The organism is Streptomyces sp. NPDC039462 (assembly GCF_055639375.1).
On sequence record NZ_JBVKAO010000005.1, the window covers coordinates 135458 to 156586 of the forward strand.

Consider the following 21129-nt stretch of genomic DNA (forward strand, 5'->3'; position numbering starts at 1 on the left):
GGCGGGCGCCGCTGCCGCAGGGCGCGCGCCGATGCGTCACAGCCGCTGGGCCGCCACCTGTTCGTACTGCAGCGCGAGCCCGTCGAGCAGCGCCTGGAGGCCCGCCTCGAAGGCCCGCTCGTCGATGACCTGCTGACGCTCGGCGAGCAGGTGGGCCTGTCCCAGGTGCGGGTAGTCGGCGGGGTCGTAGGCGGCCTCGTCGTCCACGAAGCCCCCGGCGAACGAGCCGAGCGCGGAACCCATGATGAAGTACCGCATCAGCGCCCCGATCGACGTGGCCTGCGCGGCGGGCCAGCCCGCGTCGACCATCGCCCCGAACACCGCGTCCGCGAGCCGCAGTCCGGCCGGCCGGCGGCCGGGGCCGCGCGCGAGCACCGGAACGATGTTCGGGTGCCGCGTGAGGGCGGCCCGGTAGGAGACCGCCCAGTCGTGCAGCGCGGTGCGCCAGTCGCGCCCGTCGGCGGCCTCGAACATCGACAGGTCGACCTGGGCGCTCACCGAGTCCGCGACCGCCTCCAGGATCTGGTCCTTGGTGCGGAAGTGGTTGTAGAGGGACGGCCCGCTGACCCCGAGCTCGGCGGCGAGGCGGCGCGTGGAGACGGCCGCGAGTCCCTCCGCGTCGACGAGGGCGCGGGCCGTGTCGACGATGCGTTCTCGGCTGAGGAGGGGCTTGCGCGGTCGGGCCATGCGGCACATAGTAGGGCTGCCGCAACAAACTAGCAGTGCTAATTTAAATGCGACCTAACTTGAAGTAACCCGCTCTGCCCCTGCCCGACCCGTACGAGACGTACCCGCCGTACCGATGTGAAGAGGTGCCCCCGATGAACCTGGAGCTCAGCGACGAGCAGGCCGCCGTCCGGGCACTGGCCGAGGACTTCGTCGCACGCGAGATCACACCGCACGTCGTCGAGTGGGACCGCGCCGAGAGCGTCGACCGGGCCCTCGTGAAGAAGCTCGGCGAGGTCGGCTTCCTGGGGCTCACCATCGACGAGGAGTACGGCGGCTCGGGCGGCGACCACCTCGCGTACTGCCTGGTGACCGAGGAGCTCGGCCGCGGCGACTCCTCCGTGCGCGGCATCGTCTCCGTCTCGCTCGGCCTGGTCGCCAAGACCATCGCGCACTGGGGCAGCGAGGAGCAGAAGCGGCAGTGGCTGCCGGGGCTCACCTCCGGCGAGTACGTCGGGTGCTTCGGGCTCACCGAGCCGGGCACCGGCTCCGACGCGGGCAGCCTGACGACCAGGGCCGTGCGCGACGGCGACGCGTACGTCCTCAACGGCACCAAGATGTTCATCACGAACGGCACCTGGGCCGACGTCGTGCTCCTCTTCGCCCGCACCAACGACACCCCGGGACACAAGGGAGTCTCCGCCTTCCTGGTCCCGGCCGACACCCCCGGCCTGACCCGCCGCACCCTGCACGGCAAGCTCGGCCTGCGCGGCCAGGCCACCGCCGAACTCGTCCTTGAGGACGTGCGGGTCCCCGCGTCGGCCATGATGGCGCCCGAGGGCAAGGGCTTCTCCGTCGCCATGTCGGCCCTCGCCAAGGGGCGCATGTCGGTGGCCGCCGGCTGTGTGGGCATCGCGCAGGCCGCCCTCGACGCGGCGGTGCGGTACTCCACCGAGCGCGAGCAGTTCGGCAGGACCATCGCCCACCACCAGCTGGTGCAGGAGCTGATCAGCGACATCGCGGTGGACGTGGACGCCGCGCGCCTGCTGACCTGGCGGGTCGCCGACCTCATCGACCGGGGGCAGCCCTTCGCCACGGAGTCCTCCAAGGCCAAGCTGTTCGCCTCCGAGGCCGCCGTGCGCGCCGCCAACAACGCCCTCCAGGTCTTCGGCGGCTACGGCTACATCGACGAGTACCCGGCGGGCAAGCTCCTCCGCGACGCCCGGGTGATGACCCTCTACGAAGGCACCAGCCAGATACAGAAGCTCGTCATCGGCCGTGCCCTGACGGGAGTTTCGGCCTTCTGAACGCGTCTCTGCATGTGTACGTGTCCGACTGAGTACGCGTCTGAGTACGCGAGCGGATGCGGCGGGACCCGGCTGACCCGGAAGCTTCGGTCATGACCGACTCACCCGTCAAACAGCAGACAACGACCGCCTACTACGGCCAGGCCATCGCCTCCTTCTCCATCGCCCTGGGCGCGGTCACCGTCGGCATCGGCTACCTCGACGCCTCCGCCTGGGTGCGGGGCTTCCTGGCCATCGCCGTGCTCTATCTGACGACCTCCGCGTTCACCCTCGCCAAGGTGATCAGGGACCGCCAGGAGCTGGAACAGATCGTCAGCAGGGTCGACCAGGCCCGCGTCGACAGGCTCCTCGCCGAACACGACCCGTTCGCCAAGCCCTGACCGTCGCTCTAAGCGCTTGCTCACCGTCGGGGGTATGGTGTCCCTCCCGGCAGACGGGTCAGGCACGAAGGAGCGGACATGGGTGCGGCGGAGGAGACCGGCGGCGAGGAGCAGCCGTGGGGCGAGGTCAGCCCCGACGCGGCCAGGCGACTGCTGATCGCCGCCGTCGAGGCCTTCGCCGAGCGCGGCTACCACGCGACGACGACCCGGGACATCGCGGGCCGCGCCGGCATGAGCCCCGCCGCGCTCTACATCCACTACAAGACGAAGGAAGAGCTGCTCCACCGCATCAGCCGGATCGGCCACGACAAGGCCCTGGCCATCCTGCGGACCGCCGCGGACGGCGAGGGCGGCCCCGCCGAGCGGCTCGCGGCGGCCGTGCGTTCCTTCGTCGGCTGGCACGCCGCCCACCACACGACCGCGCGCGTCGTGCAGTACGAGCTGGACGCGCTCGGCGAGGAGCACCGCACGGAGATCGTCGCGCTGCGCCGCAAGTCGGACGCGGCCGTGCGGGACATCATCAACGACGGGGTGCGGACGGGGGAGTTCGACGTCCCCGACGTGCCGGGCACCACGCTCGCCGTGCTCTCGCTCTGCATCGACGTCGCCCGCTGGTTCAACGTGGCGGGCCACCGGACGCCCGACGAGGTCGGCGCGCTCTACGCCGACCTCGTGCTGCGGATGGTGGGCGCCCGGCCCGCGGAGACCCGGAAGTAGCCCGGCCTCAGACCCGGAAGTAGCCCGGCCTCAGAACCGGAAGCAGCCCGGCCTCAGAAGTAGTAGCGCGACACCGACTCCGCCACGCAGGCGGGCTTGTCGCCGCCCTCGCGCTCCACGGTGACCTTGGCCGTCACCTGCACGCCGCCGTCCTTCGTCGGCGTGACGTCGGTGAGCACGGCGGTCGCGCGCAGCCGCGAGCCGACCGGCACGGGGGAGGGGAAGCGGACCTTCTCCGTGCCGTAGTTGAGGCCCATCTTCATGCCCTCGACCCGCATGGTCTGCGGCACCAGGCTCGGCAGCAGCGACAGCGTCAGATAGCCGTGCGCGATCGTCTTGCCGAAAGGCCCCTGCGCCGCCTTCTCCGCGTCCACGTGGATCCACTGGTGATCGCCGGTCGCCTCCGCGAAGAGATCGATCCGCTTCTGGTCGATCTCCAGCCAGTCGCTGTACCCGAGCTGCTCGCCGACCGCGGCGCGCAGCTCCTCGGGCGACGTGAAGATCCTCGGCTCCGCCATGTCCCTGGCCTCCTAGACGTATGCAAGAAACGTACGCAGACTAAGCGCTTGCTCAGCATGGGGTGTGGGCCGACGCGTGTCAACGGACCAGCCAGTAGGTTTGAGGTGTGCCCCAGATACCGGAGAAGGTCCACGAACTCACCGTCGGCCAGCTGGCCGACCGCAGCGGCGTCGCCGTGTCCGCCCTGCACTTCTACGAGTCCAAGGGCCTCATCACCAGCCGCCGCACCTCCGGCAACCAGCGCCGCTACCACCGGGACACGCTGCGCCGCGTCGCCTTCATCCGCGCCTCCCAGCGCGTCGGCATCCCGCTCTCCACGATCCGCGAGGCCCTCGACTCGCTCCCCGAGGAGCGCACCCCCACCCGCGAGGACTGGGCGCGCCTCTCGGAGGGGTGGCGCTCGGAGCTGGACAAGCGCATCAAGCAGCTGGGCCGGCTGCGCGACCACCTCACGGACTGCATCGGCTGCGGCTGCCTCTCCCTGGACACCTGCGTCCTCTCCAACCCCGACGACGTCTTCGGCGAGCGGCACAGCGGCTCCCGGCTGCTGGTGGACCGGAAGGCCCCGACGAGTGTGCGGCGCCCGCCGGAGCCCGCGGTCACTCGTACTCCGTGCCGCCCTTGCGCGTCAGATACGCCGGACTGACCGCCTTCGCGATGGCCCGCCCGCCGGTCACCGGGCTGTACCGCTCCACGGCCGGCCGGATCACGACGCCCTCGCGCAGATGCAGTGCCCGTCCGGACACGGTCTCGCGGCCCGTCGCGAGCTCCAGGACGCGCTCGGCGTCGTAGGGCCCCTCGTACAGCCGTGGCACGAGGGGCAGTTCGCCGGCGAGCAGCTCGGCCGCGTCCAGCCAGCGCACCTGCCCGTCGATGTCCGCGCTGACGTCGAAGACGGCGTACCCGAGCGTGTCGCGCCGGCCGTCCGCGCCGTACGCCAGGTCCTGCACCCCGTCCCCGTACACCTCGCCGAAGATGCCGACCCGGCGCGCCCCGAGCCGCTCCGCGAGCCTGGCCGCCGCGGCTGCGACGCCGTGGCCGTGGACCGCCCGCCAGTACAGATTGCGCGGGTCCTCCCGCAGGGCCAGGGACTTGGCGCCGAACCCCTTCGAGGAGACGTGCACCCGGCCGCTGTCGGCGACGTACGTCAGCAGGCAGGCCGAGCCATGCAGCTTCTCGGTCAGGACGACCGGCTCGCCGGCCTCGAAGACGTCCGGATGGCGCTGGATGTTCTCGATGTCGACCCATGGGAGCAGGTCGGGCGCGGCTTCCACGTCACCGTTCATCATCGGCGGGATCGGCGGCACCCACTTGGTGATGCCGAGCCGCTCCGCGAAGTCCGTGCCGTCGGCCGCCGCCCGCGCCAGGTCGACGCCGGCCAGCGAGGCCGGGCGGCAGACGATGCCCTGCGACAGCTCACCGCGCAGCCGCACCGCCTTGACCCGATCGCGGTTGCCGCCCGCCAGCCGTCCGGTGAGCCCCAGCTCCTCGATGAGCGCGGCGGGCAGCACCGACTGCTCCGGGATGTAGACCGCGCTGTCACCGGTGCGGTAGGCGCCCTTGGCGACGACCGCGCGGTACAGGCCCACCTGGGCCAGTTCGAGGGCGTCGGCGCCCGGATGCTCATGGATCGTCAGTGTTTCGGCGGTGACGCGCAGCGTCGACATGGGGCCGTTCTCCTCAAGTGCTTGCGGTGTCCGTCATCGACGATCACTCTGCCGTCCCGCAAATCGACGTGACCACCGGAATTTCCCTGTGCTAGGCCTCCCGCAACCGCCCGCGAGGCACCAACGTGTTCTGCAGAGGGCAAGCAAGAGAGAAAGCAGAGAGAAGTACGCAGAAGGAAGTACGCAGAAGGAAGAACGCAGAGCACATCGACGCGGATCGGGGGATCACATGTCTGTCGCCATCTGCTCCTTGCTGTGGGACGCCGCACGGCACGGGCCGCAGTCCATCAAGTACGACAGTGACGGCTACTACTTGGTGCGCTTCCCGTACGGCACGGGTGACGAGTCCTACGACCCGTGGCGCATGCACGACCCCTCCAAGGGCGGAACCAGCCCGTCGAAGTTCCCGGACGCCCGCTCGGGGCTGATATGGCCCAGCCACGACGGCTGGGGCATGCTCTCCGCCATGGTCTTCTGGACGGCCGACGCCAAGGCCACCGAACACCGCTCGCGCTACGTCCGCGACCCGCTGAACCTGACCACCGGCTACGACTCGACCGCGACGACGGACGCGGCACCGACCAGAGGAGGGCAGTACCGCACCTACCTCTGGCAGATGTTCGTGCACCCGGACACACCCGTGGGCCTGAAGATCTCGACCCGCGGCGCGGGCGACGTGAAGCTCCGGACCCCGCTGATCCACGCCCAGTTCAAGCTGGCCATCCACACGGACGTGAAGACGCCCTAGTCTTCCGGCCCGGTGGCCCCGCTGGTTAGGCTGCGGTCGGCGACGGAGATCCGGTGCGACGAGCACCGCACCGACAGGGGGACGCATGGCGGACGTCAGGGTCGAGACAGTGGCTCTGGACGCCACCGGCAGCCGCCAGATCGCCAGCCGCACGAGGACCAGCGCTTCACTGGGAGAGCGGGCACCTGAGCTGGAAGAGGCCATCGTCCAGGCCTCGGACATCGCTCAGCGGTCCCTCTCCCAGGTGGGACACCGTGACGGCTGGCAGGTGTCCGGCATGAGCGTCACCTTCGGTCTGACCCTGGCGGCGGAAGCCGGGGTCATCCTCTCCAAGGCCTCGGCGGAGGCCTCGTTCGAGGTCACCCTCACCGTGGAGCGAGCGCCGGAGCAGCGGTGACCGGGGCGAGCTACTGGGTCGAACTCTTCGAGTCCGAGCAGCGCCTCGGCGGCGGATTCCTGCTGACCCGCCGGTATGTGCTCACGGCGCTGCACTGTCTGAGGAGCCTCACCGCGCCGGACGACCGAGTGGACATCGTCCTCGCGGACGGCAGCCGCCTCGTCGGCCAGGTCTGCCGGCGTGACGAGGCCGCCGACCTCGCACTGATCACCATCGCCGCCGCCCACGACGTGCGGTTGCCGATCCCCCGGGCCGGCGTGGCCCACGGCGGGGACCACTGGCACGGGCCCTACCGTCCCGCGTCCGCCGAGGTCTACCTCAGGGGCCAGGTGGACAGCGGCTCGGCCGAATATCTCTGCGAAGGGGGCGCGGTCATCCAGGCGCTCCAGCTGACGGCGCACCAGTACCTCGGCGACTACTCGGGATATTCCGGGGGCCCGGTGGTCAAAGGCGTCCCGGAGTCCGGTGACCCGGTGGTCATCGGCATCCTCCTGGAGCAGGCACCCGACCGCGCCGACGTGCGCCGCTCCGCCAACGTGCTGTTCGCCGCGACGGTCGCCGAAGCCATGCGCCGCTTCGACCAGTTCGATGTGGAACACCTGATGGACGTGGTCCACCCGGTGAGCGCCGGGGCCGGGCGCGACCGGCAGGACGAGACCCTGACCGTCGACGAGGCGGCGGGCGCCGCGGAGTCCTGGTTCCGGCGCATCGACGAGTGGTCCCAGCGCCACGTCCTGGACGCCTCGCAGATCGCCGAGCTCAAGTTCATGGCCGCCAAAGCGGCCATCGAACGCCAACTGCGCGGAGACGACCATGAGTGACCCGTGGCAGCAGGCCATCACCGACGCCGAGCGGGCACTGAGCGGCGACACCGATGCCCGCCGTCGCGCCTGGGCCGCCGCGCTGGCCCTGTGCGGCTCACCCGTCGAGCTCGGACGGCCGGGGCTGGGCAGGGACCTCACCTATCTGGTGACGCTGCTCGAGACGCTCGGCCACACCGAAGCGTCCCACGCCCTGCTGCAACATGTGGTCTCCAGGCTCCTGTGGGACCCGGAGTCCCTCCCGGCCACAGGAGACCTCCGCGACCAACTCGCCGTCGCCCTTGCGGACCGCGGCCACCTGTCGGCCGCGGCCACCTTGCTGTCCACGGCTGTCTCCATGGGCCCGCACGCCGACGGTGAGCCGGTCGGCTCCCGCTCCCTCGCCAATCTCGCGGCGGTCAAGCTCCGGCTCGGCGACCTCACCGGCGCGCGGAGCGCGGCCGAGCGGGCGCAACGCCTCGGCGCCTCCGACGAGCCGGCCCAGATCCGGCTGGAAACCGAGCTGTTGACGACGTCGGTGCTCGCCGAGACCGCCCGCAGGCAGGGCCGCGACGACGACGCCGACCGCCTCGTGCACGCCATCGCCGACACCGCGCGACAACTGGCGCGGCGCCTCGGAGACGGCCATCCCACCTCGCTCTCCGCGCTCGTCACCCTGGCGAGGGCCGAGTTCGGCTCGGCACTCGCGGCGGGCGACCACGCGCGGATGGAGCGGGCGGTCGACGTCATCGCGGTCGCCGCGCAGAAGGCCTCCGCCATGCTGGGACCGCGCCACCCCTTGTGCCGCTCCATCCTTGCGAACCTGGCGGCCACGGAGTTCGAGGCGGCCCGGGCCACGGGCGACGCGCGGCGCATCGAGGAGGCCGAGGCACTGGTCCGGGCCGCGGCGGAGCAGGCGGACGGGGAGCGGCGGCCCGCGGTGCGGCTGCCGACACCACCGCCGACGGTGCAGCCCGGCGCGCCCCCCGGTCCGGCGTCCGCCGTGCAGGGGACCGTGACCGCCGAACCGACGGGGCCGCCGAAGTGGGCGGCGGAGGGAGCGGAGATCCTGCGCTTCGGCGTCCTCGGGCCCGTCAGGATCTGGCGTGAAGGCGAAACGGTGCCGACCGGCTCCCCGCAGCAGCGCGCCCTCCTCGTCGTCCTGCTGCTGCGTGAGGGCCGCACGGCCACGGCCTCGGAGCTCATCGACGCCCTCTACGGAGAGGACCCGCCCAGTCAGGCGCTCGCCGCGATCCGGACCTATGCGTCCCGGCTGCGCAAGACGCTGGAACCCGGTCTCCTCGTCAGCGAGTCCGGCGGCTACGCGCTGCGCGTTCCGGCCGGTTCACTCGATCTCAATGTGGCGCAGGACCTCGCCGCCGAGGCGGAACGTGCCAGGGCCGCGGGTGAGCGGAGCAGAGCCCGCGCGCTCATCGGCAAGGCGCTCGCGCTGTGGGACGGCGAACCGCTCGCGAGCATCCCGGGACCGTACGCGGAGACCCAGCGCCTGCGCCTGGAGGAGTGGCGCCTCCAGCTCTTGGAGACGCGGCTCGACGTGGACATGGAGACGGGTGCGCACGCCGAGGCCGTCTCCGAACTGACGGCCCTCACCGCGAAGCACCCGTTGCGCGAGCGCCTGCGTGAACTGCTCATGCTCGCGCTCTACCGCTGCGGACGCCAGGCCGAGGCCCTCGCCGTGTACGCCGATACGCGCCGCCTCCTCGCCGAAGAGCTCGGCGTCGCCCCGCGTCCCGCTCTGAACGAGCTACAGGCCCGTATCCTCCAGGCCGACCCGGAGCTCGGCCGGCCCGCGGACGAAGCGGCCCCGGCCACCGCACTCGCACGGCCCGCACAACTGCCCGCGACCGTGCCGGACTTCACCGGCCGCACCTCCCTCGTCCGTGATCTGATCGAGGCGCTGTACGCCGCTGATGCGTCCGTCATGGCCGTGGCCGCGATCGCCGGAATCGGCGGTGTCGGCAAGACGACTCTCGCGGTGCACGTCGGCCACAAGGCCCGTCAGCACTTCCCCGACGGCCAGTTGTACGTCGACCTCCAGGGGGCATACGCGCAGGCGGACTCGCCCGAAACCGTCCTCGGCTCCTTCCTGCGGGCGTTGGGCACCCCCGATGCCCACATCCCGGACGGGCTCCAAGACCGGGCGGCGCTCTACCGCTCCGTCCTGGACGGGCGGCGCGTCCTCGTGGTCCTCGACAACGCCCGCGACGCCGGCCAGATCCGCCACCTCCTGCCGGGCACGGCGGGCTGCGCGGCGCTGATCACCAGCCGGGTCCGGATGGTCGACCTGGCGGGCGCGCACCTCGTCGACCTGGGTGCCCTGTCTCCCGAGGAGGCGCTCCAGCTCTTCACCAGGATCGTGGGGGAGGAGCGGGTCCTCGCAGAGCGCAAGGCCGCCCTCGACGTGGCCGCGGCCTGCGGTTTCCTGCCCCTCGCCATCCGCATCGCCGCCTCTCGGCTGGCCGCTCGCCGCACCTGGACGGTCTCGGTCCTTGCGGCGAAGCTCGCCGACGAACGGCGCCGCCTCGACGAGCTTCAGGCCGGTGACCTGGCGGTGAAGGCGACCCTCGAACTCGGGTACGGCCAGTTGCCGCCCGCCCAGGCCCGCGCCTTCCGGCTGCTCGGCCTCGCCGAAGGCCCGGACGTCTCGCTGGCCGCGGCGGCAGCGATGCTCGATCTGCCCCTCGAGGAGACGGAAGACCTCCTGGAGGCCCTCGTCGACACGTCGCTCCTCGAATCGGCGGGCCCGGGCCGCTACCGGTACGACGATCTCGTACGTCTCTACGCCCGCGCCGTCTACGAGATGCACCGGGCGGGAGCCGACCAGGGACCGGGCGGACAGCCTCCGTCCGAAGGCCAGGCGGCTCTCGCGAGGCTCCTCGACTTCTACCTCGCGACCGCGGCGCACGCCTACGCGATCGAGCGGCCGGGAGACGCCCTGGCCGGCCACCTGGAGCCGACATCCGTCCAGCGACTGGAGTTCACGGACCGGAACGAAGCCCGCGACTGGCTCTACACCGAGGCGAGCTGCCTGCTGGCGTGTGCCCGGCAGGCCACGTCGCCGCGCACCCTGAGGCGGGCTGCCGACCTGCTGTGGTCCGCCCTCGACCTGGCGGAGTCGGGCGCCAACTCCCGGGAGTTCGAGGTGACGGCGACGGCACTGCGCGACGCGGCGCTGGAACAGGCCGACGTCCGGGCCGAGCGGCGCATCCTCGTCGCCTTGAGCAGCGCCCACGAGTTCGCAGGACGCCTCGACGAGGCCGGCAGCGAGGCGGAGCTCGCGCTCTCCCTGAGCGGCGCGGACCAAGACCGCCTGTCTGTCTGCTGGGCCACCCACATCCTTGGCCTGATCGCCGTGCAGCGGCAGCGCCCCGAGGCCGCTGAGACCCACTTCCACCAGGCCGTCGCAGGCTTCCGCGAGATCGGGGACCGGGCGGGTGAGGCCCGTGCTCTGAGCGGCCAGGCGCGGTTGCGCCTCCAGACCGGAAACACCATCCACGCCCTCGTGCTCGCCGAGCGGAGCACCGCCATCTTCGACGACATGGGCCACGTGGTGGGTGCCGCCGGCAGCCGGTACACGCTCGGTCTCGCCCTGGCGGCGAACGACCGGCTCACCGAGGCCGTCCAAGAACTCAACCGGGCCCTCGCGGTGTTCAGGGAGAGCGGCCACCGGCTGTGGGAGGGCACGACGCACTACCGCCTGGCAGCGGTCCAGTTGGCGGCCCACCACCCGACCGAGGCCGCGCTCCACGCCGAACAGGCCCTCGCCACGGGCTGCGTCGGGGGTGAGTCCGTACGGGCCGGTGTGCTCACGGTGCTCGGCCGCTCGCTGAACGCCCTCGGCCAGTCGGACCGCGCCCGGGCCTGCTGGCACGAGGCGCTGGCGATCCACGAGCAGGCCGGAACCCGGCAGGAGGCGGAGACGGCGGGACTCCACTCCCTCATCTCGCGGCGGCTCAGGAGCGCCTAGGGGCCACCCTACGAGCCTGCGTCCCGGCCGGTGCGGCCCGGAGCTGCCAGGCCGCGCCGGTACAGAGTCCACCCGGTACGGAGTTCACCGAGGGACGGTCACACGGACACCAGAGGGCGCAGGGACCTCGACCGTGCCTGGGTGACCGCCTCCGGTGTGAGGACGGGGCCGGGGACGACGATGCCGCAGCCCGTGCAGACCGCTCCCGACGACGGCTCGTGCGCCAGGCCGTGCTTCCAGGCGAGGGCGGTGTCCGCGCAGACGGGGCAGGCCGTGCCCGGCTCCCTCTCCAGCGCCGCGATCAGCCGGCGCAGCACCTCGGCGAGGGGCTCGTGCGGGTGGACGTCGGGGTCGTCGCACCAGGCGACCCCGAACCCGCCCCAGGTGCAGCGGTGCCAGTCGTCGACGCTGCCCGGGCGCCTGAGCCCGTCGTGCTTCTCCTTGCGGCGGCGTTCCGCGAAGCCCGCCTCGTAGGCGAGCCAGACCGCGCGGGCCGCCTCCAGCTCATTCAGCGCCGACACCAGCCGTGCCGGGTCGGGGGACCTGTCCTCGGGCCCGAACCCGGCCCTGGCGCACAGATGGTCCCAGGTCGCCCGGTGTCCGTAGGGGGCGAACCTCTCCAGGCACTTGCGCAGCGAGTAGCGTCGCAGCGCCAGATCGCTCTTCGGATCGCGCACCTGTCTCGCGAGACTCCGGAATCCGGCCATCGCCCTGCACCTCCGTCACACATGCTTCGCGTACTGGTACCCCGTGTTCCGCATTCGCCTGCGTCGATGTCGAGCCAAGTCGATCGAGTTCGAAACGACGTTGCCGAGTAGACGTATCGACACGCGATTCGGCTCCCTCTTCGCGCGACTGTTTTTCGCCTGCCCGCCTCATCTGGGGTGATGCCGACACAAGGGGGGCGCGTTGTGGTGATTCGGCAAAGGCGACGCTTGTTCATCTTTCGGGTTCGGCAACCCGCCAGTAGCCTCCGCCGCATCGGCCTTCCGCAGAAACCGGAGGAGCACCCATGCGACGTCGCACCGTCAGGCTCAGAACGCTCACGTCGGGGGCGGTGCTCGCGCTCGGCGCCGCCCTGCTCACGCCCCAGGCGGGCGCCGCCGCCCCACGGGACCCGGCGCCGAAGGAGGAGGCCGTCGACCACTGCGGAAGCCAGTGCGCGGACATCCTGCCGCCCGGCGCGAACGGCAGTGCGACGCTCGCCGAGATCCTCGCCCACCGGCTCCTCGGCACCCAGCCCGCGCACGCCGACGACCAGTTGGCGCCCTACGAGGCGCTCTCCTCCGGCTACCCCTCACTCACCGACGACCGGCTCACCGAGTTCTTCAACGACGCCTCCTTCGGCGTGCGGGAGGGCCAAGTCGCCTCCGTCACCAGGCCGCGCGACGACGTGACGATCACCCGGGACAAGAAGTACGGCATCCCGCACATCAAGGGCACCACGCGCTACGGCACCGAGTTCGGCGCGGGCTTCGCCGCCGGACAGGACCGGCTCTGGCTGATCGACCTCTTCCGGCACATCGGACGCGGCCAGCTGACCTCGTTCGCGGGCGGCGCGCTCGCCAACCAGGGCCTGGAGCAGCAGTTCTGGCCGCAGGCCCCGTACACCGAGAAGGACTTGGAGAAGCAGGTCGAGTACATCAAGTCGACGCAGGGCGAGCGCGGCAGGCAGGCGATGGAGGACGCGCAGGCCTACATAGACGGGCTCAACGCCTACCGCGTGAAGTCCAAGAACGGCCGCTACTTCCCCGGCGAATACGTCCTGACCGGCAAGATCGACGCGATCACCAACGCCGGTGAGATCGAACCCTTCAAGGTCACCGACATGATCGCGCTGGCCTCCGTGGTCGGCGGCCTCTTCGGCAACGGCGGCGGCGGAGAGGTCGAGTCGGCCCTCTCCCTCCTGAAGTCCCAGGAGAAGTACGGCGTCGAGAAGGGCACGAAGGTCTGGGAGTCCTTCCGCGCCCGCAACGACCCCGAGGCCGTGCAGACCATCCACGACGGCACGAGCTTCCCGTACGCGGGCAAGCCGGAGAAGGCGCGCGGCACGGCCATGCCCGACCCGGGCTCGGTCGAGCGCGAGCAGCTGGTGTACGACAGAGAGGGCGGCGCGAATAGCGGCGCGAAGGACCCGGTGAAGGCCCCCGAGAAGCTCAAGCCGCTCCAGGGCATGTACGACAAGGGCGTCCTGCCCGCTCACCTCTTCCGCGCCGACGGCCACAAGAAGGGCATGTCGAACGCCCTGCTCGTCTCCGGCAAGCACACCGCGAGCGGCAACCCCGTCGCCGTCTTCGGCCCGCAGACCGGCTACTTCGCGCCCCAGCTCCTCATGCAGCAGGAACTCCAGGGCCCCGGCATCAGCGCCCGCGGCGTCTCCTTCGCGGGCGTCGGCATGTACGTCCAGCTGGGGCGCGGCCAGGACTACGCCTGGTCGGCCACCTCCGCGGGACAGGACATCACCGACACGTACGCCGTCGAGCTCTGCGAACCGGGCGGCGGCACCCCCACCAAGCAGTCGGCCGGCTACCTCCACCGGGGCACCTGCACCCCCATGGAGAAGCTGGAGCGCAAGAACGCCTGGAAGCCGACCCTCGCCGACTCCACGGCCGCCGGCTCCTACCGCATGCAGGTCTTCCGCACGAAGTACGGCATCGTGACGCACCGCGCGAGCGTCGACGGCAAGCCCGTCGCGTACGTCTCGCTGCGCTCCACCTACCGCCACGAGGCCGACTCCATCATCGGCTTCCAGATGTTCAACGACCCGTCGTACGTCAAGGACGCCGCGAGCTTCCAGAGGGCGGCGCAGCACATCAGCTACGCCTTCAACTGGTTCTACGCCGACTCCCGCGACATCGCGTACTACAACAGCGGCGCCAACCCCGAGCGCGCGGACGGCGTCGACCCCGCCCTGCCGGCCAAGGCCGGACAGGCCTACGAGTGGCGGGACTTCGACCCCGAGAACAACACCTCCGCGCAGACCCCGCCCGCCGAGCACCCGCAGTCCGTCAACCAGGACTACTACATCTCCTGGAACAACAAGCAGGCGAAGGACTTCAGCACGGCGGGCTTCGGCGTGAGCGCCGTGCACCGCGGCGACCTGCTCGACGGGCGGGTCAGGAAGCTCACCGAAGACGGCGGCGTCACCCGCGCCTCCCTCACCCGCGCCATGTCCGAGGCGGCCGTCACCGACCTGCGCGGCGAACAGGTGCTGCCCGAGCTGCTCAAGGTGCTCCGCAGCAAGCCGGTCACCGATCCGCAGCTGTCCAAGGCGCTCCAGCAGTTGGAGGCGTGGCGCAAGGCGGGCGCGCAGCGCAACCAGACGTCGGCCGGGTCGAAGACGTACGCCCACCCCGACGCCGTGCGGATCATGGACGCCTGGTGGCCGCTGCTGATCGAGGCCGAGTTCGAGCCCGGTCTCGGCAAGGACCTCTACGCCGCCCTCACGTCACAGCTCGCCACCGACGAGGCGCCGTCCGCCGGCCACGGACCCACCGGGGCGCACGCCGGATCGGCCTTCCAGTACGGCTGGTGGGGCTATGCCGACAAGGACCTGCGCAAGGTCCTCGGGGAGCCGGTGCAGGGCGGGCTCGCCGACGCCTACTGCGGCGGCGGCGAACTCGACGCCTGCCGTGACGCCCTGCTGACCACCCTCGCGCAGGCCGTCGCCGAGCCCGCCACCGAGGTCTACCCCGGTGACGACTCCTGCAAGGCCGGCGATCAGTGGTGCGCGGACTCCGTCATCCACCGGGCACTCGGCGGCATCACGCACAAGCCGATCCAGTGGCAGAACCGCCCGACGTACCAGCAGGTCGTCGAGTTCCCCCGGCACCGGTAGGCGCGCCCCCTCAGGCGAGAGCGATCCGCCCCGCGGCGAACACGAGGCGTGCCAGCTCCTCATGGCACACGTCGCTGTGCGCGCCGGAGGGCGGACCGCCGCGCCGCACCACCGACGCCGCGTCGACACTCACGCACCCCTTGGCCGGCAGCTTGTCGCCGAGCTTGATGCGTTTGGTGCCGTCCACGGCACGGATGCCGTTGTAGCCGATGGCGCCCCACCGCTCCCACAGGCTCAGGAAGGAGGAGGAGTCGCCGGCCAGCTTCGACGCCAGCGGGTACAGGCGGCCGAGCGCGTCGTCGTGGCGTGAGTAGCAGGAGACCAGCGGGCCGTCGACGCGGCGCTGCACGCCGTGCAGGGCGCCGCCGCGCGACTTGTCGTGCGGCAGGCGCTCGGCGAACGTGTAGTGCGAGAAGGCCCCTTGGAGGAGCGTCACCGACTTCACCGCACGCACGTCGGCGGGCATCCCGCGCAGCGCGTACGAGACGAGCCGGCCGCCGAAGCTGTGCCCGATGAGGTGCACCCTGATCGTCGGCACATCGGCGGCGAGCAGCCCGATCGCGGGGCCGAGCCCCAGCTGGCCGACCGCGCCGGCCCGCCGCTTCATCGCGTAGTACGTGCCCTGCCGCAGCAGCTCGTGCGCGCCGTCCCACAGCCGCTCGCGCAGTTCGCCGAGGAGCAGCGGCTCCCCGGTGTCCGCGCGCGCGGCGGCGAAGATCTCGCAGACCTGGACGGCGTCGTCGGTGAGCATGGCGGGCTCGCCCGCGCCGGTGTCCTGGCCGAAGTGGCGTGCCGGGTGCGTCTCGCGCAGGGAGACGAGCTCCCGGACGTGCCGCCCGAACTCGTACACCCGTGACGGCACTTGGGAGCGCTCCGCGAGCAGTTCGGCGATCCGGTCGAGGGTCTCGGCGTGGTCGGGGAAGGCCCGGTCGAGCGCCTGCCGGGTCGCCGCGTCGAGCACGGGCTCGCCGGGCGGTGTGGCGGGCACGGGGGCGGCCGAGGGGTCGAAGTCGGGGATGGGCTCGTCGGGGAAGCGGATGGCGGGCCACAGCACCCCGACGTAGCCGAGGCGCACCCCTGGCCCGGCCAGGTCCTGACAGGGGCCGAAGAAGCGCCGGTACAGCTTCCTGGCGTCCTTCTGCTCGTTGTTCCAGCCGTGCGCGAAGACCAGCAGATCGGTGACGCGTTCGCGTTCCGCGCCGGACAGCAGCTGCGCACGCTGCGCGGTGTCGACGTCGCCGTCGGCGTCGAAGGTCAATTCCCAGTAGGGCTCCACGCCCATATGATCCTGCCGCCCGGGCCACCTGGCCATACGCCGCGCAGCACCCGCCCCGCGAACACGTCGAGGGCTCAGGCGAGTTCCCGCTCCCGCGTCTCCGGCAGCGCGAGGACGCACAGCAGCGACACGACCGCCATCGCGCTCACGTACCACCCCACCGACGAGGAGCCGAACGCCGACTGCAGCCGGGTCGCCACCAGCGGCGAGACGGCGCCGCCGAGCACGCCGCCCAGGTTGTACGCGAGCGAGGCGCCCGAGTAGCGCACGCTCGTGGAGAACAGCTCGGGCAGATAGGCGCCCATCGGGCCGTAGACGACGCCCATGCAGAACAGCGCGCCGCCGATCGCGAGGGCGACGAGCACCGGCTGCTCGGTGTCCAGGAGCGGGAAGAGCACGAGCCCCCACACCACCGCGAGCGCCGTGCCCGCAAGGACCAGTCTGCGCCGCCCCGCCCCGTCGGAGCGCGTCGCGGCGAGCCAGGTGCCGGCCGCGAGGAAGAGGCAGGCCACCAGGGAGAGGCCGAGCATGGTGTTGCGCGAGATGTGCAGGGTGCCGGTGGCGTAGGAGAGGCAGTAGGTCGTGGCGGTGTAGAAGAGGCCGTACGCGACGACCATGCCGCCCGCGCCGAGCAGCAGTTCGCGCGGGTGGCGGCGCAGCACGTCGAGCGCGGGCACCTTGCTCGCCTCCTGTGCCTCCATGACCTTCGCGAAGACCGGCGTCTCGCTGATCCTGAGGCGCACGAACAGGCCGACGGCGACCAGCAGGAACGAGAGCAGGAACGGCACCCGCCAGCCCCACGACCTGAACGCGTCGTCGGAGAGCGTGGCCGAAAGGAGCCAGAAGACACCGGTCGCCGCGAAGAACCCCACGGAGGGACCGAGCTGCGGGAAGGCCGCGTACATCCCGCGCTTCTTCTTCGGCGCGTGCTCCACCGCGAGGAGCGCGGCGCCGCCCCACTCGCCGCCGAGCCCGATGCCCTGCAGGAAGCGGAGCAGGATCAGCAGCAGCGGCGCCCAGACGCCCCATGTTCCATAGCCGGGCAGGAGGCCGACGAGGGCGGTCGAGAGCCCCATCAGGAGCAGCGAGGCCACCAGGACCGACTTGCGTCCCACCCGGTCGCCGAAGTGCCCGAAGACCACCGAGCCGATGGGCCGGGCCGCGAACGCCACCGCGTACGTGGAGAACGACGCGAGGGTGGCGTTGACCGGGTCGAGGGTCGGGAAGAACGCCTCGTTCAGAACGAGGGCGGCCGCCGTGCCGTAGATGTAGAAGTCGTAGAACTCGATGGCCGTCCCGATGAAGGAGGCCACGGCCACCCGGCGCAGGCTCTCGGCGCTGCCCTCCGCGCCGCCCGTGCCGCCCGCGTCGCCCTCCGCGGCCCGGGCCTGCTGCTTCTCTGTTGCTGTCGCTTCGCTGTGCACGAGCGGCACTCTCGTGGTCGATGTAGGGGGCAGTCAATAGGTGATACGGCTGGTCTCGGTCACTGAGACCGACGGTGGGCCGGTGTGATGTCGTGCAGATGGATGAGGATGTCGTGCGAGGCCTTGAGGCGGATTTTGTACGGGCCGTCCGGATATACGTTGCCGATGCTCCGGGTGGTCCGGGGCTCGCCCAGCCACGTGCGGGCGGCCGGGGGAGCGGTCCGCATGTCGACGAAGTAGTCGTCGAAGCGCACCTTGTCGAGCGTGTGCTCGTTCGTGCCGCGGTCCGCCGGGGCGAGCCAACGGGGCTTCCAGACCTGGGAGTCCGCGCTCTGCGCCATCAGCCCGCCCTCGTTGAAGGTGAACCCGATGCTCGTGTACCGCTTGCCGAGCCGGTCGCGCAGGAAGGCGCCCTGCATCTTCGGATAGCGCGGATCGAAGGACTCGTACGCGACATGGGCGTTGTGGGCGGAGAGGAGCACCTTGCCGCCCGCGTGCCGCTGCCACCACGCCGTGTTGTCCGCCATGATCCGATCGCGGTACAGCATCGCGTCCCGCTGGCCCTCGGGCGTATCGAGCGGGAAGGCGTACACGTTGCCGGTCTGCGCGACCGACCTGGCGTGGTGCAGGGCGAGTTCGTACGCCTCGCTCCGCGCCCCGGGACCGCGCTCCTTCAGCAGGTCGTACGCCTCGCGCGCCTTCTTCGCCAGTGCCACGCGCTCGGCGAGCGGCCGTGCCATGTACGTGTCGCCGTCCGTGAGGCGCCGCAGCGGCGCGTACAGCTTCGTGATCCGGGGCAGCAGATCCGGCTCGTGGGCGCGCACGTAGTCACTCACCCCGTCGAACAACTCGGCGCCCTGCTCGGGGTAGTTGAGATCGTTTCCCATGAAGCGCAGCTCGCGCTCCGGATGTCTGTCGTTGTACGCGCGCATCCAGCGCAGCAGATGGACGTACTCGTCGGTGTCCCACGGGGTCTTCGCCAGCTCGCGGTGGACCAGCTCGCGCGCGTCGCCCGCGCCGCCCCGCACATAGGCGTCGAAGCGCACCCCGGTCGTCCAGCTCATCTCCTGCGCGAAGGTGGTGAAGCCCTTCTCCTCGACGAGGTGGCGGAACACCCGCTCCTTCATGGTGAAGAACTCGTGCGAGCCGTGCGTCGCCTCGCCGAGACCCACCACCGACGCGTCGCCGACCATCCGGCCCAGCGGCCGCAGATCCTTCGTGCTCCCGCCCGGATCGGTCGACCGCAGGGGGTGGGCAGCGCGTTCGATCGCCGCGACCGGATCCGCGGGCGGTGGCGCGGCCACCGCTGTGTGGGGAGCGAGCAGCGCGCCCGTCCCGGCCGCCGTGACCAGCAGAAGAGAAGCCCTGCGGCGCGTCACCCGTGCCATGTCGTGCCTCCTGAACCCGACCGATTTCCTGTGAAGATCACGGTCCCGCGCGGGCCGGGCGCCGCACCATCCGGCTGACACCACCCTGACCGGTGGGGTCTGCCCCACCGCCGCCACGGCGTGTACGTTCGGCGCCATGGCGGAATTCATACTGGTGCCAGGCGCGTGGCTCGGCTCGTGGGCGTGGGAGGACGTGGCGCGGGAGTTGCGCGCCGCCGGGCACGGCGCTCATCCCCTCACGCTGTCGGGGCTCGCCGACAAGCAGGACGTACCGGCCGGACAGCAGACCCATGTGCGGGACATCGTCGACGAGGTCGAACGGCTCGGCCTGCGTGACGTCGTCCTCGTCGGGCACAGCTACGCGGGCATTCCCGTCGGCCAGGCCGCCGAGCGGATCGGTGACCGGCTGAGGCGCGTCGTCTTCGTCGACGCGAGCGTCCCGGTCGACGGCGAGTCGTTCGCGTCGATGTGGTGGCAGGGCCAGCAGATGTTCGAGGCCACACTCGACGAGAGCGACGGCTCCTGGCCGCCCCTCAGCGCCGCGGACTTCGACGGCCAGGACCTGGACAGCGAGCAGATCGCCCGGTTCGCCGGCGGCTCGACACCGCATCCGGGCGCCACCCTGACCGAGTCCGCCGTCCTGGAGCGCTCGCTCGGCGACATCCCCGCGACGTACGTCAAGTGCCTGCTGGACGGCGCCGAGCCGACGGACGACGTGACCGAACTCCTCAAGAGCGAGCGCTGGCGCCTCGTCGAGATGGACACCGGCCACTGGCCGATGTTCTCCCAGCCGCGCGAGCTGGCGAGGATCCTGCACGCCGCCGCGCGGACCTGAGCCGTCCGCTTCCCCGCCCCGCTCCGCGGCGCCCCCCTTTCGCGACGACATACCGACTGGTTAGTCTGCCAGCGAAGCCGAGCCGCGGGCCGAAGGAGAACCATCGTGGAAACCTTGCGGGACAAGGGAGTCGTCGTCACGGGCGGAGGCGGCGGCATCGGGGCCGCGCTCGCCCGCCGCTTCGCCGCGGAGGGGGCGCGCGTCGTCGTCAACGACCTGGACGGCGCCAAGGCGAAGGCCGTCGCCGACGAGGTGGGCGGCATCGCCGTACCGGGCGACGCGTCCGGCATCGTGCCGCAGGCCCGCGAGGCGCTCGGCGGCACGGTCGACGTGTACTGCGCCAACGCCGGACTCGGCTCCGGCGGCAGCGAGGCCGCGCCCGAGGAGGTCTGGGCCGCGGCCTGGGACGTCAACGTGATGGCACACGTGCGGGCGGCCCACGCGCTGCTGCCCGACTGGCTGGAGCGGGGCGGCGGCCGCTTCGTCTCCACGGTCTCCGCGGCCGGCCTGCTCACCATGATCGGCGCCGCGCCCTACAGCGTCACCAAGCACGGCGCGTACGCCTTCGCCGAATGGCTCTCGCTCACCTACCGCCACCGCGGCCTCAAGGTCCACGCGATCTGCCCGCAGGGCGTCCGCACCGACATGCTCGCCGCCACCGGCACCGCGGGCGAACTGGTGCTCACGCCCACCGCCATCGAGCCGGACGACGTCGCCGCCGCGCTCTTCGCCGGCATGGCGGAGGACCGCTTCCTGATCCTGCCGCACCCCGAGGTCGCCGCGTTCTACCGGGCCCGTGCCGAGACCCCCGACAAGTGGCTGAAGGGCATGAACCACATCCAGCAGAAGTGGGAGGCGACCGACCGGTGAACGACGGCAGGCACGACCTCACGCAGGACGACCGCCCCCAGGACGCCGGCACGCGCGACGTCGGTACGCGCGGTGACGGCACGCGCGGCGAAGGCACGCACGGCGGCGGCATGCGCGGCGAGGGCACGCGCGACGCCGGGACGCGCGACGCCGGCGCGCGCGACGACGGCACGAACGGCGAAGACACCCGCGACGGCGGCGCGCGCGGCGAGGGCATCCGCGACCCCGGCATGCACGGCGACGGTACGCACGACGTCGGCACCCGCGGCGGCGGCACGGACCACGTTGGCATGCACGGCGGCGGCACGG

18 protein-coding genes are annotated in these 21129 nt (G+C 71.7%); 11 read left to right on the plus strand and 7 right to left on the minus strand.

Annotated elements, in window-relative coordinates:
• Positions 1–36: 36 nt before the first annotated feature.
• Entirely contained in the window at positions 37–687 is a 651-nt protein-coding gene (locus tag ACZ7LU_RS26355) for a TetR/AcrR family transcriptional regulator (RefSeq protein WP_398309946.1), read from the minus strand.
• A gap of 134 nt (positions 688–821) precedes the next feature.
• On the opposite strand from ACZ7LU_RS26355, the gene ACZ7LU_RS26360 reads away from it, so the two are divergent.
• The 3 genes from ACZ7LU_RS26360 (at position 822) to ACZ7LU_RS26370 (ending at position 3070) form a co-directional block, all read left to right on the plus strand.
• On the plus strand, positions 822–1973 hold the full coding sequence (locus tag ACZ7LU_RS26360) for an acyl-CoA dehydrogenase family protein (RefSeq protein ID WP_398309943.1): 1152 nt from the start codon (positions 822–824) through the stop codon (positions 1971–1973).
• Between the two features lie 92 nt (positions 1974–2065).
• Positions 2066–2353, plus strand: a complete 288-nt coding sequence (locus ACZ7LU_RS26365) for a YiaA/YiaB family inner membrane protein (RefSeq protein ID WP_398309941.1) — start codon at positions 2066–2068, stop codon at positions 2351–2353.
• 78 nt (positions 2354–2431) lie between these two features.
• Positions 2432–3070 (plus strand): TetR/AcrR family transcriptional regulator, encoded by a 639-nt coding sequence (locus ACZ7LU_RS26370; RefSeq protein ID WP_398309938.1) that lies wholly within the window; start codon positions 2432–2434, stop codon positions 3068–3070.
• 53 nt (positions 3071–3123) lie between these two features.
• Here the strand turns inward: ACZ7LU_RS26370 and ACZ7LU_RS26375 are convergent, their stop codons facing one another.
• Complete coding sequence (locus ACZ7LU_RS26375) at positions 3124–3588, minus strand: MaoC family dehydratase (protein ID WP_398309935.1); 465 nt, start codon at positions 3586–3588, stop codon at positions 3124–3126.
• A gap of 107 nt (positions 3589–3695) precedes the next feature.
• Here ACZ7LU_RS26375 and soxR point away from each other — a divergent pair, with 107 nt between their 5' ends.
• Positions 3696–4235 (plus strand): redox-sensitive transcriptional activator SoxR, encoded by a 540-nt coding sequence (gene soxR / locus ACZ7LU_RS26380; RefSeq protein ID WP_398309933.1) that lies wholly within the window; start codon positions 3696–3698, stop codon positions 4233–4235.
• Here the strand turns inward: soxR and ACZ7LU_RS26385 are convergent.
• Positions 4189–5256, minus strand: a complete 1068-nt coding sequence (locus ACZ7LU_RS26385; protein WP_471918203.1) for an RNA ligase (ATP) — start codon at positions 5254–5256, stop codon at positions 4189–4191. The two genes, soxR and ACZ7LU_RS26385, sit on opposite strands and share 47 nt — an antisense overlap.
• 229 nt (positions 5257–5485) lie before the next feature.
• Between ACZ7LU_RS26385 and ACZ7LU_RS26390 the strand changes: the two genes are divergently transcribed.
• The 4 genes from ACZ7LU_RS26390 to afsR all read left to right on the plus strand — a co-directional run bounded on the left by ACZ7LU_RS26390 (position 5486) and on the right by afsR (position 11189).
• Positions 5486–6004 (plus strand): hypothetical protein, encoded by a 519-nt coding sequence (locus ACZ7LU_RS26390; protein WP_468314806.1) that lies wholly within the window; start codon positions 5486–5488, stop codon positions 6002–6004.
• Between the two features lie 85 nt (positions 6005–6089).
• Positions 6090–6401 carry a CU044_2847 family protein gene (locus tag ACZ7LU_RS26395; protein WP_468314803.1) on the plus strand — a complete coding sequence of 104 codons (312 nt, stop codon included), beginning with the start codon at positions 6090–6092 and terminating at the stop codon, positions 6399–6401.
• Positions 6398–7222 (plus strand): S1 family peptidase, encoded by an 825-nt coding sequence (locus tag ACZ7LU_RS26400; protein ID WP_468561607.1) that lies wholly within the window; start codon positions 6398–6400, stop codon positions 7220–7222. The genes ACZ7LU_RS26395 and ACZ7LU_RS26400 overlap by 4 nt, the downstream gene beginning before the upstream one ends.
• Positions 7223–8216: 994 nt before the next feature.
• Positions 8217–11189 (plus strand): SARP-family global regulator AfsR, encoded by a 2973-nt coding sequence (gene afsR / locus ACZ7LU_RS26405; RefSeq protein ID WP_471918363.1) that lies wholly within the window; start codon positions 8217–8219, stop codon positions 11187–11189.
• Between the two features lie 98 nt (positions 11190–11287).
• Here afsR and ACZ7LU_RS26410 read toward each other — a convergent pair whose 3' ends face one another.
• Positions 11288–11896 carry a hypothetical protein gene (locus tag ACZ7LU_RS26410; protein ID WP_398309924.1) on the minus strand — a complete coding sequence of 203 codons (609 nt, stop codon included), beginning with the start codon at positions 11894–11896 and terminating at the stop codon, positions 11288–11290.
• A gap of 305 nt (positions 11897–12201) precedes the next feature.
• Between ACZ7LU_RS26410 and ACZ7LU_RS26415 the strand changes: the two genes are divergently transcribed.
• Positions 12202–15027 (plus strand): penicillin acylase family protein, encoded by a 2826-nt coding sequence (locus ACZ7LU_RS26415; RefSeq protein WP_471918204.1) that lies wholly within the window; start codon positions 12202–12204, stop codon positions 15025–15027.
• A gap of 10 nt (positions 15028–15037) precedes the next feature.
• Here the strand turns inward: ACZ7LU_RS26415 and ACZ7LU_RS26420 are convergent, their stop codons facing one another.
• The 3 genes from ACZ7LU_RS26420 to ACZ7LU_RS26430 form a co-directional block, all read right to left on the minus strand.
• The gene (locus ACZ7LU_RS26420; RefSeq protein ID WP_468314792.1) at positions 15038–16309 is read right to left on the minus strand and encodes a serine-threonine protein kinase; all 1272 of its coding nucleotides are present in this window, start codon (positions 16307–16309) and stop codon (positions 15038–15040) included.
• 68 nt (positions 16310–16377) lie between these two features.
• On the minus strand, positions 16378–17631 hold the full coding sequence (locus ACZ7LU_RS26425; protein WP_471918364.1) for an MFS transporter: 1254 nt from the start codon (positions 17629–17631) through the stop codon (positions 16378–16380).
• A 155-nt stretch (positions 17632–17786) separates the two neighbouring features.
• Positions 17787–19115 (minus strand): erythromycin esterase family protein, encoded by a 1329-nt coding sequence (locus ACZ7LU_RS26430; protein WP_471918205.1) that lies wholly within the window; start codon positions 19113–19115, stop codon positions 17787–17789.
• Positions 19116–19251: 136 nt separating this feature from the next.
• Between ACZ7LU_RS26430 and ACZ7LU_RS26435 the strand changes: the two genes are divergently transcribed.
• Positions 19252–19950 carry an alpha/beta fold hydrolase gene (locus ACZ7LU_RS26435; protein WP_398309912.1) on the plus strand — a complete coding sequence of 233 codons (699 nt, stop codon included), beginning with the start codon at positions 19252–19254 and terminating at the stop codon, positions 19948–19950.
• 102 nt (positions 19951–20052) lie between these two features.
• The gene (locus ACZ7LU_RS26440; RefSeq protein ID WP_471918365.1) at positions 20053–20820 is read left to right on the plus strand and encodes an SDR family oxidoreductase; all 768 of its coding nucleotides are present in this window, start codon (positions 20053–20055) and stop codon (positions 20818–20820) included.
• Positions 20821–21129: the final 309 nt, after the last annotated feature.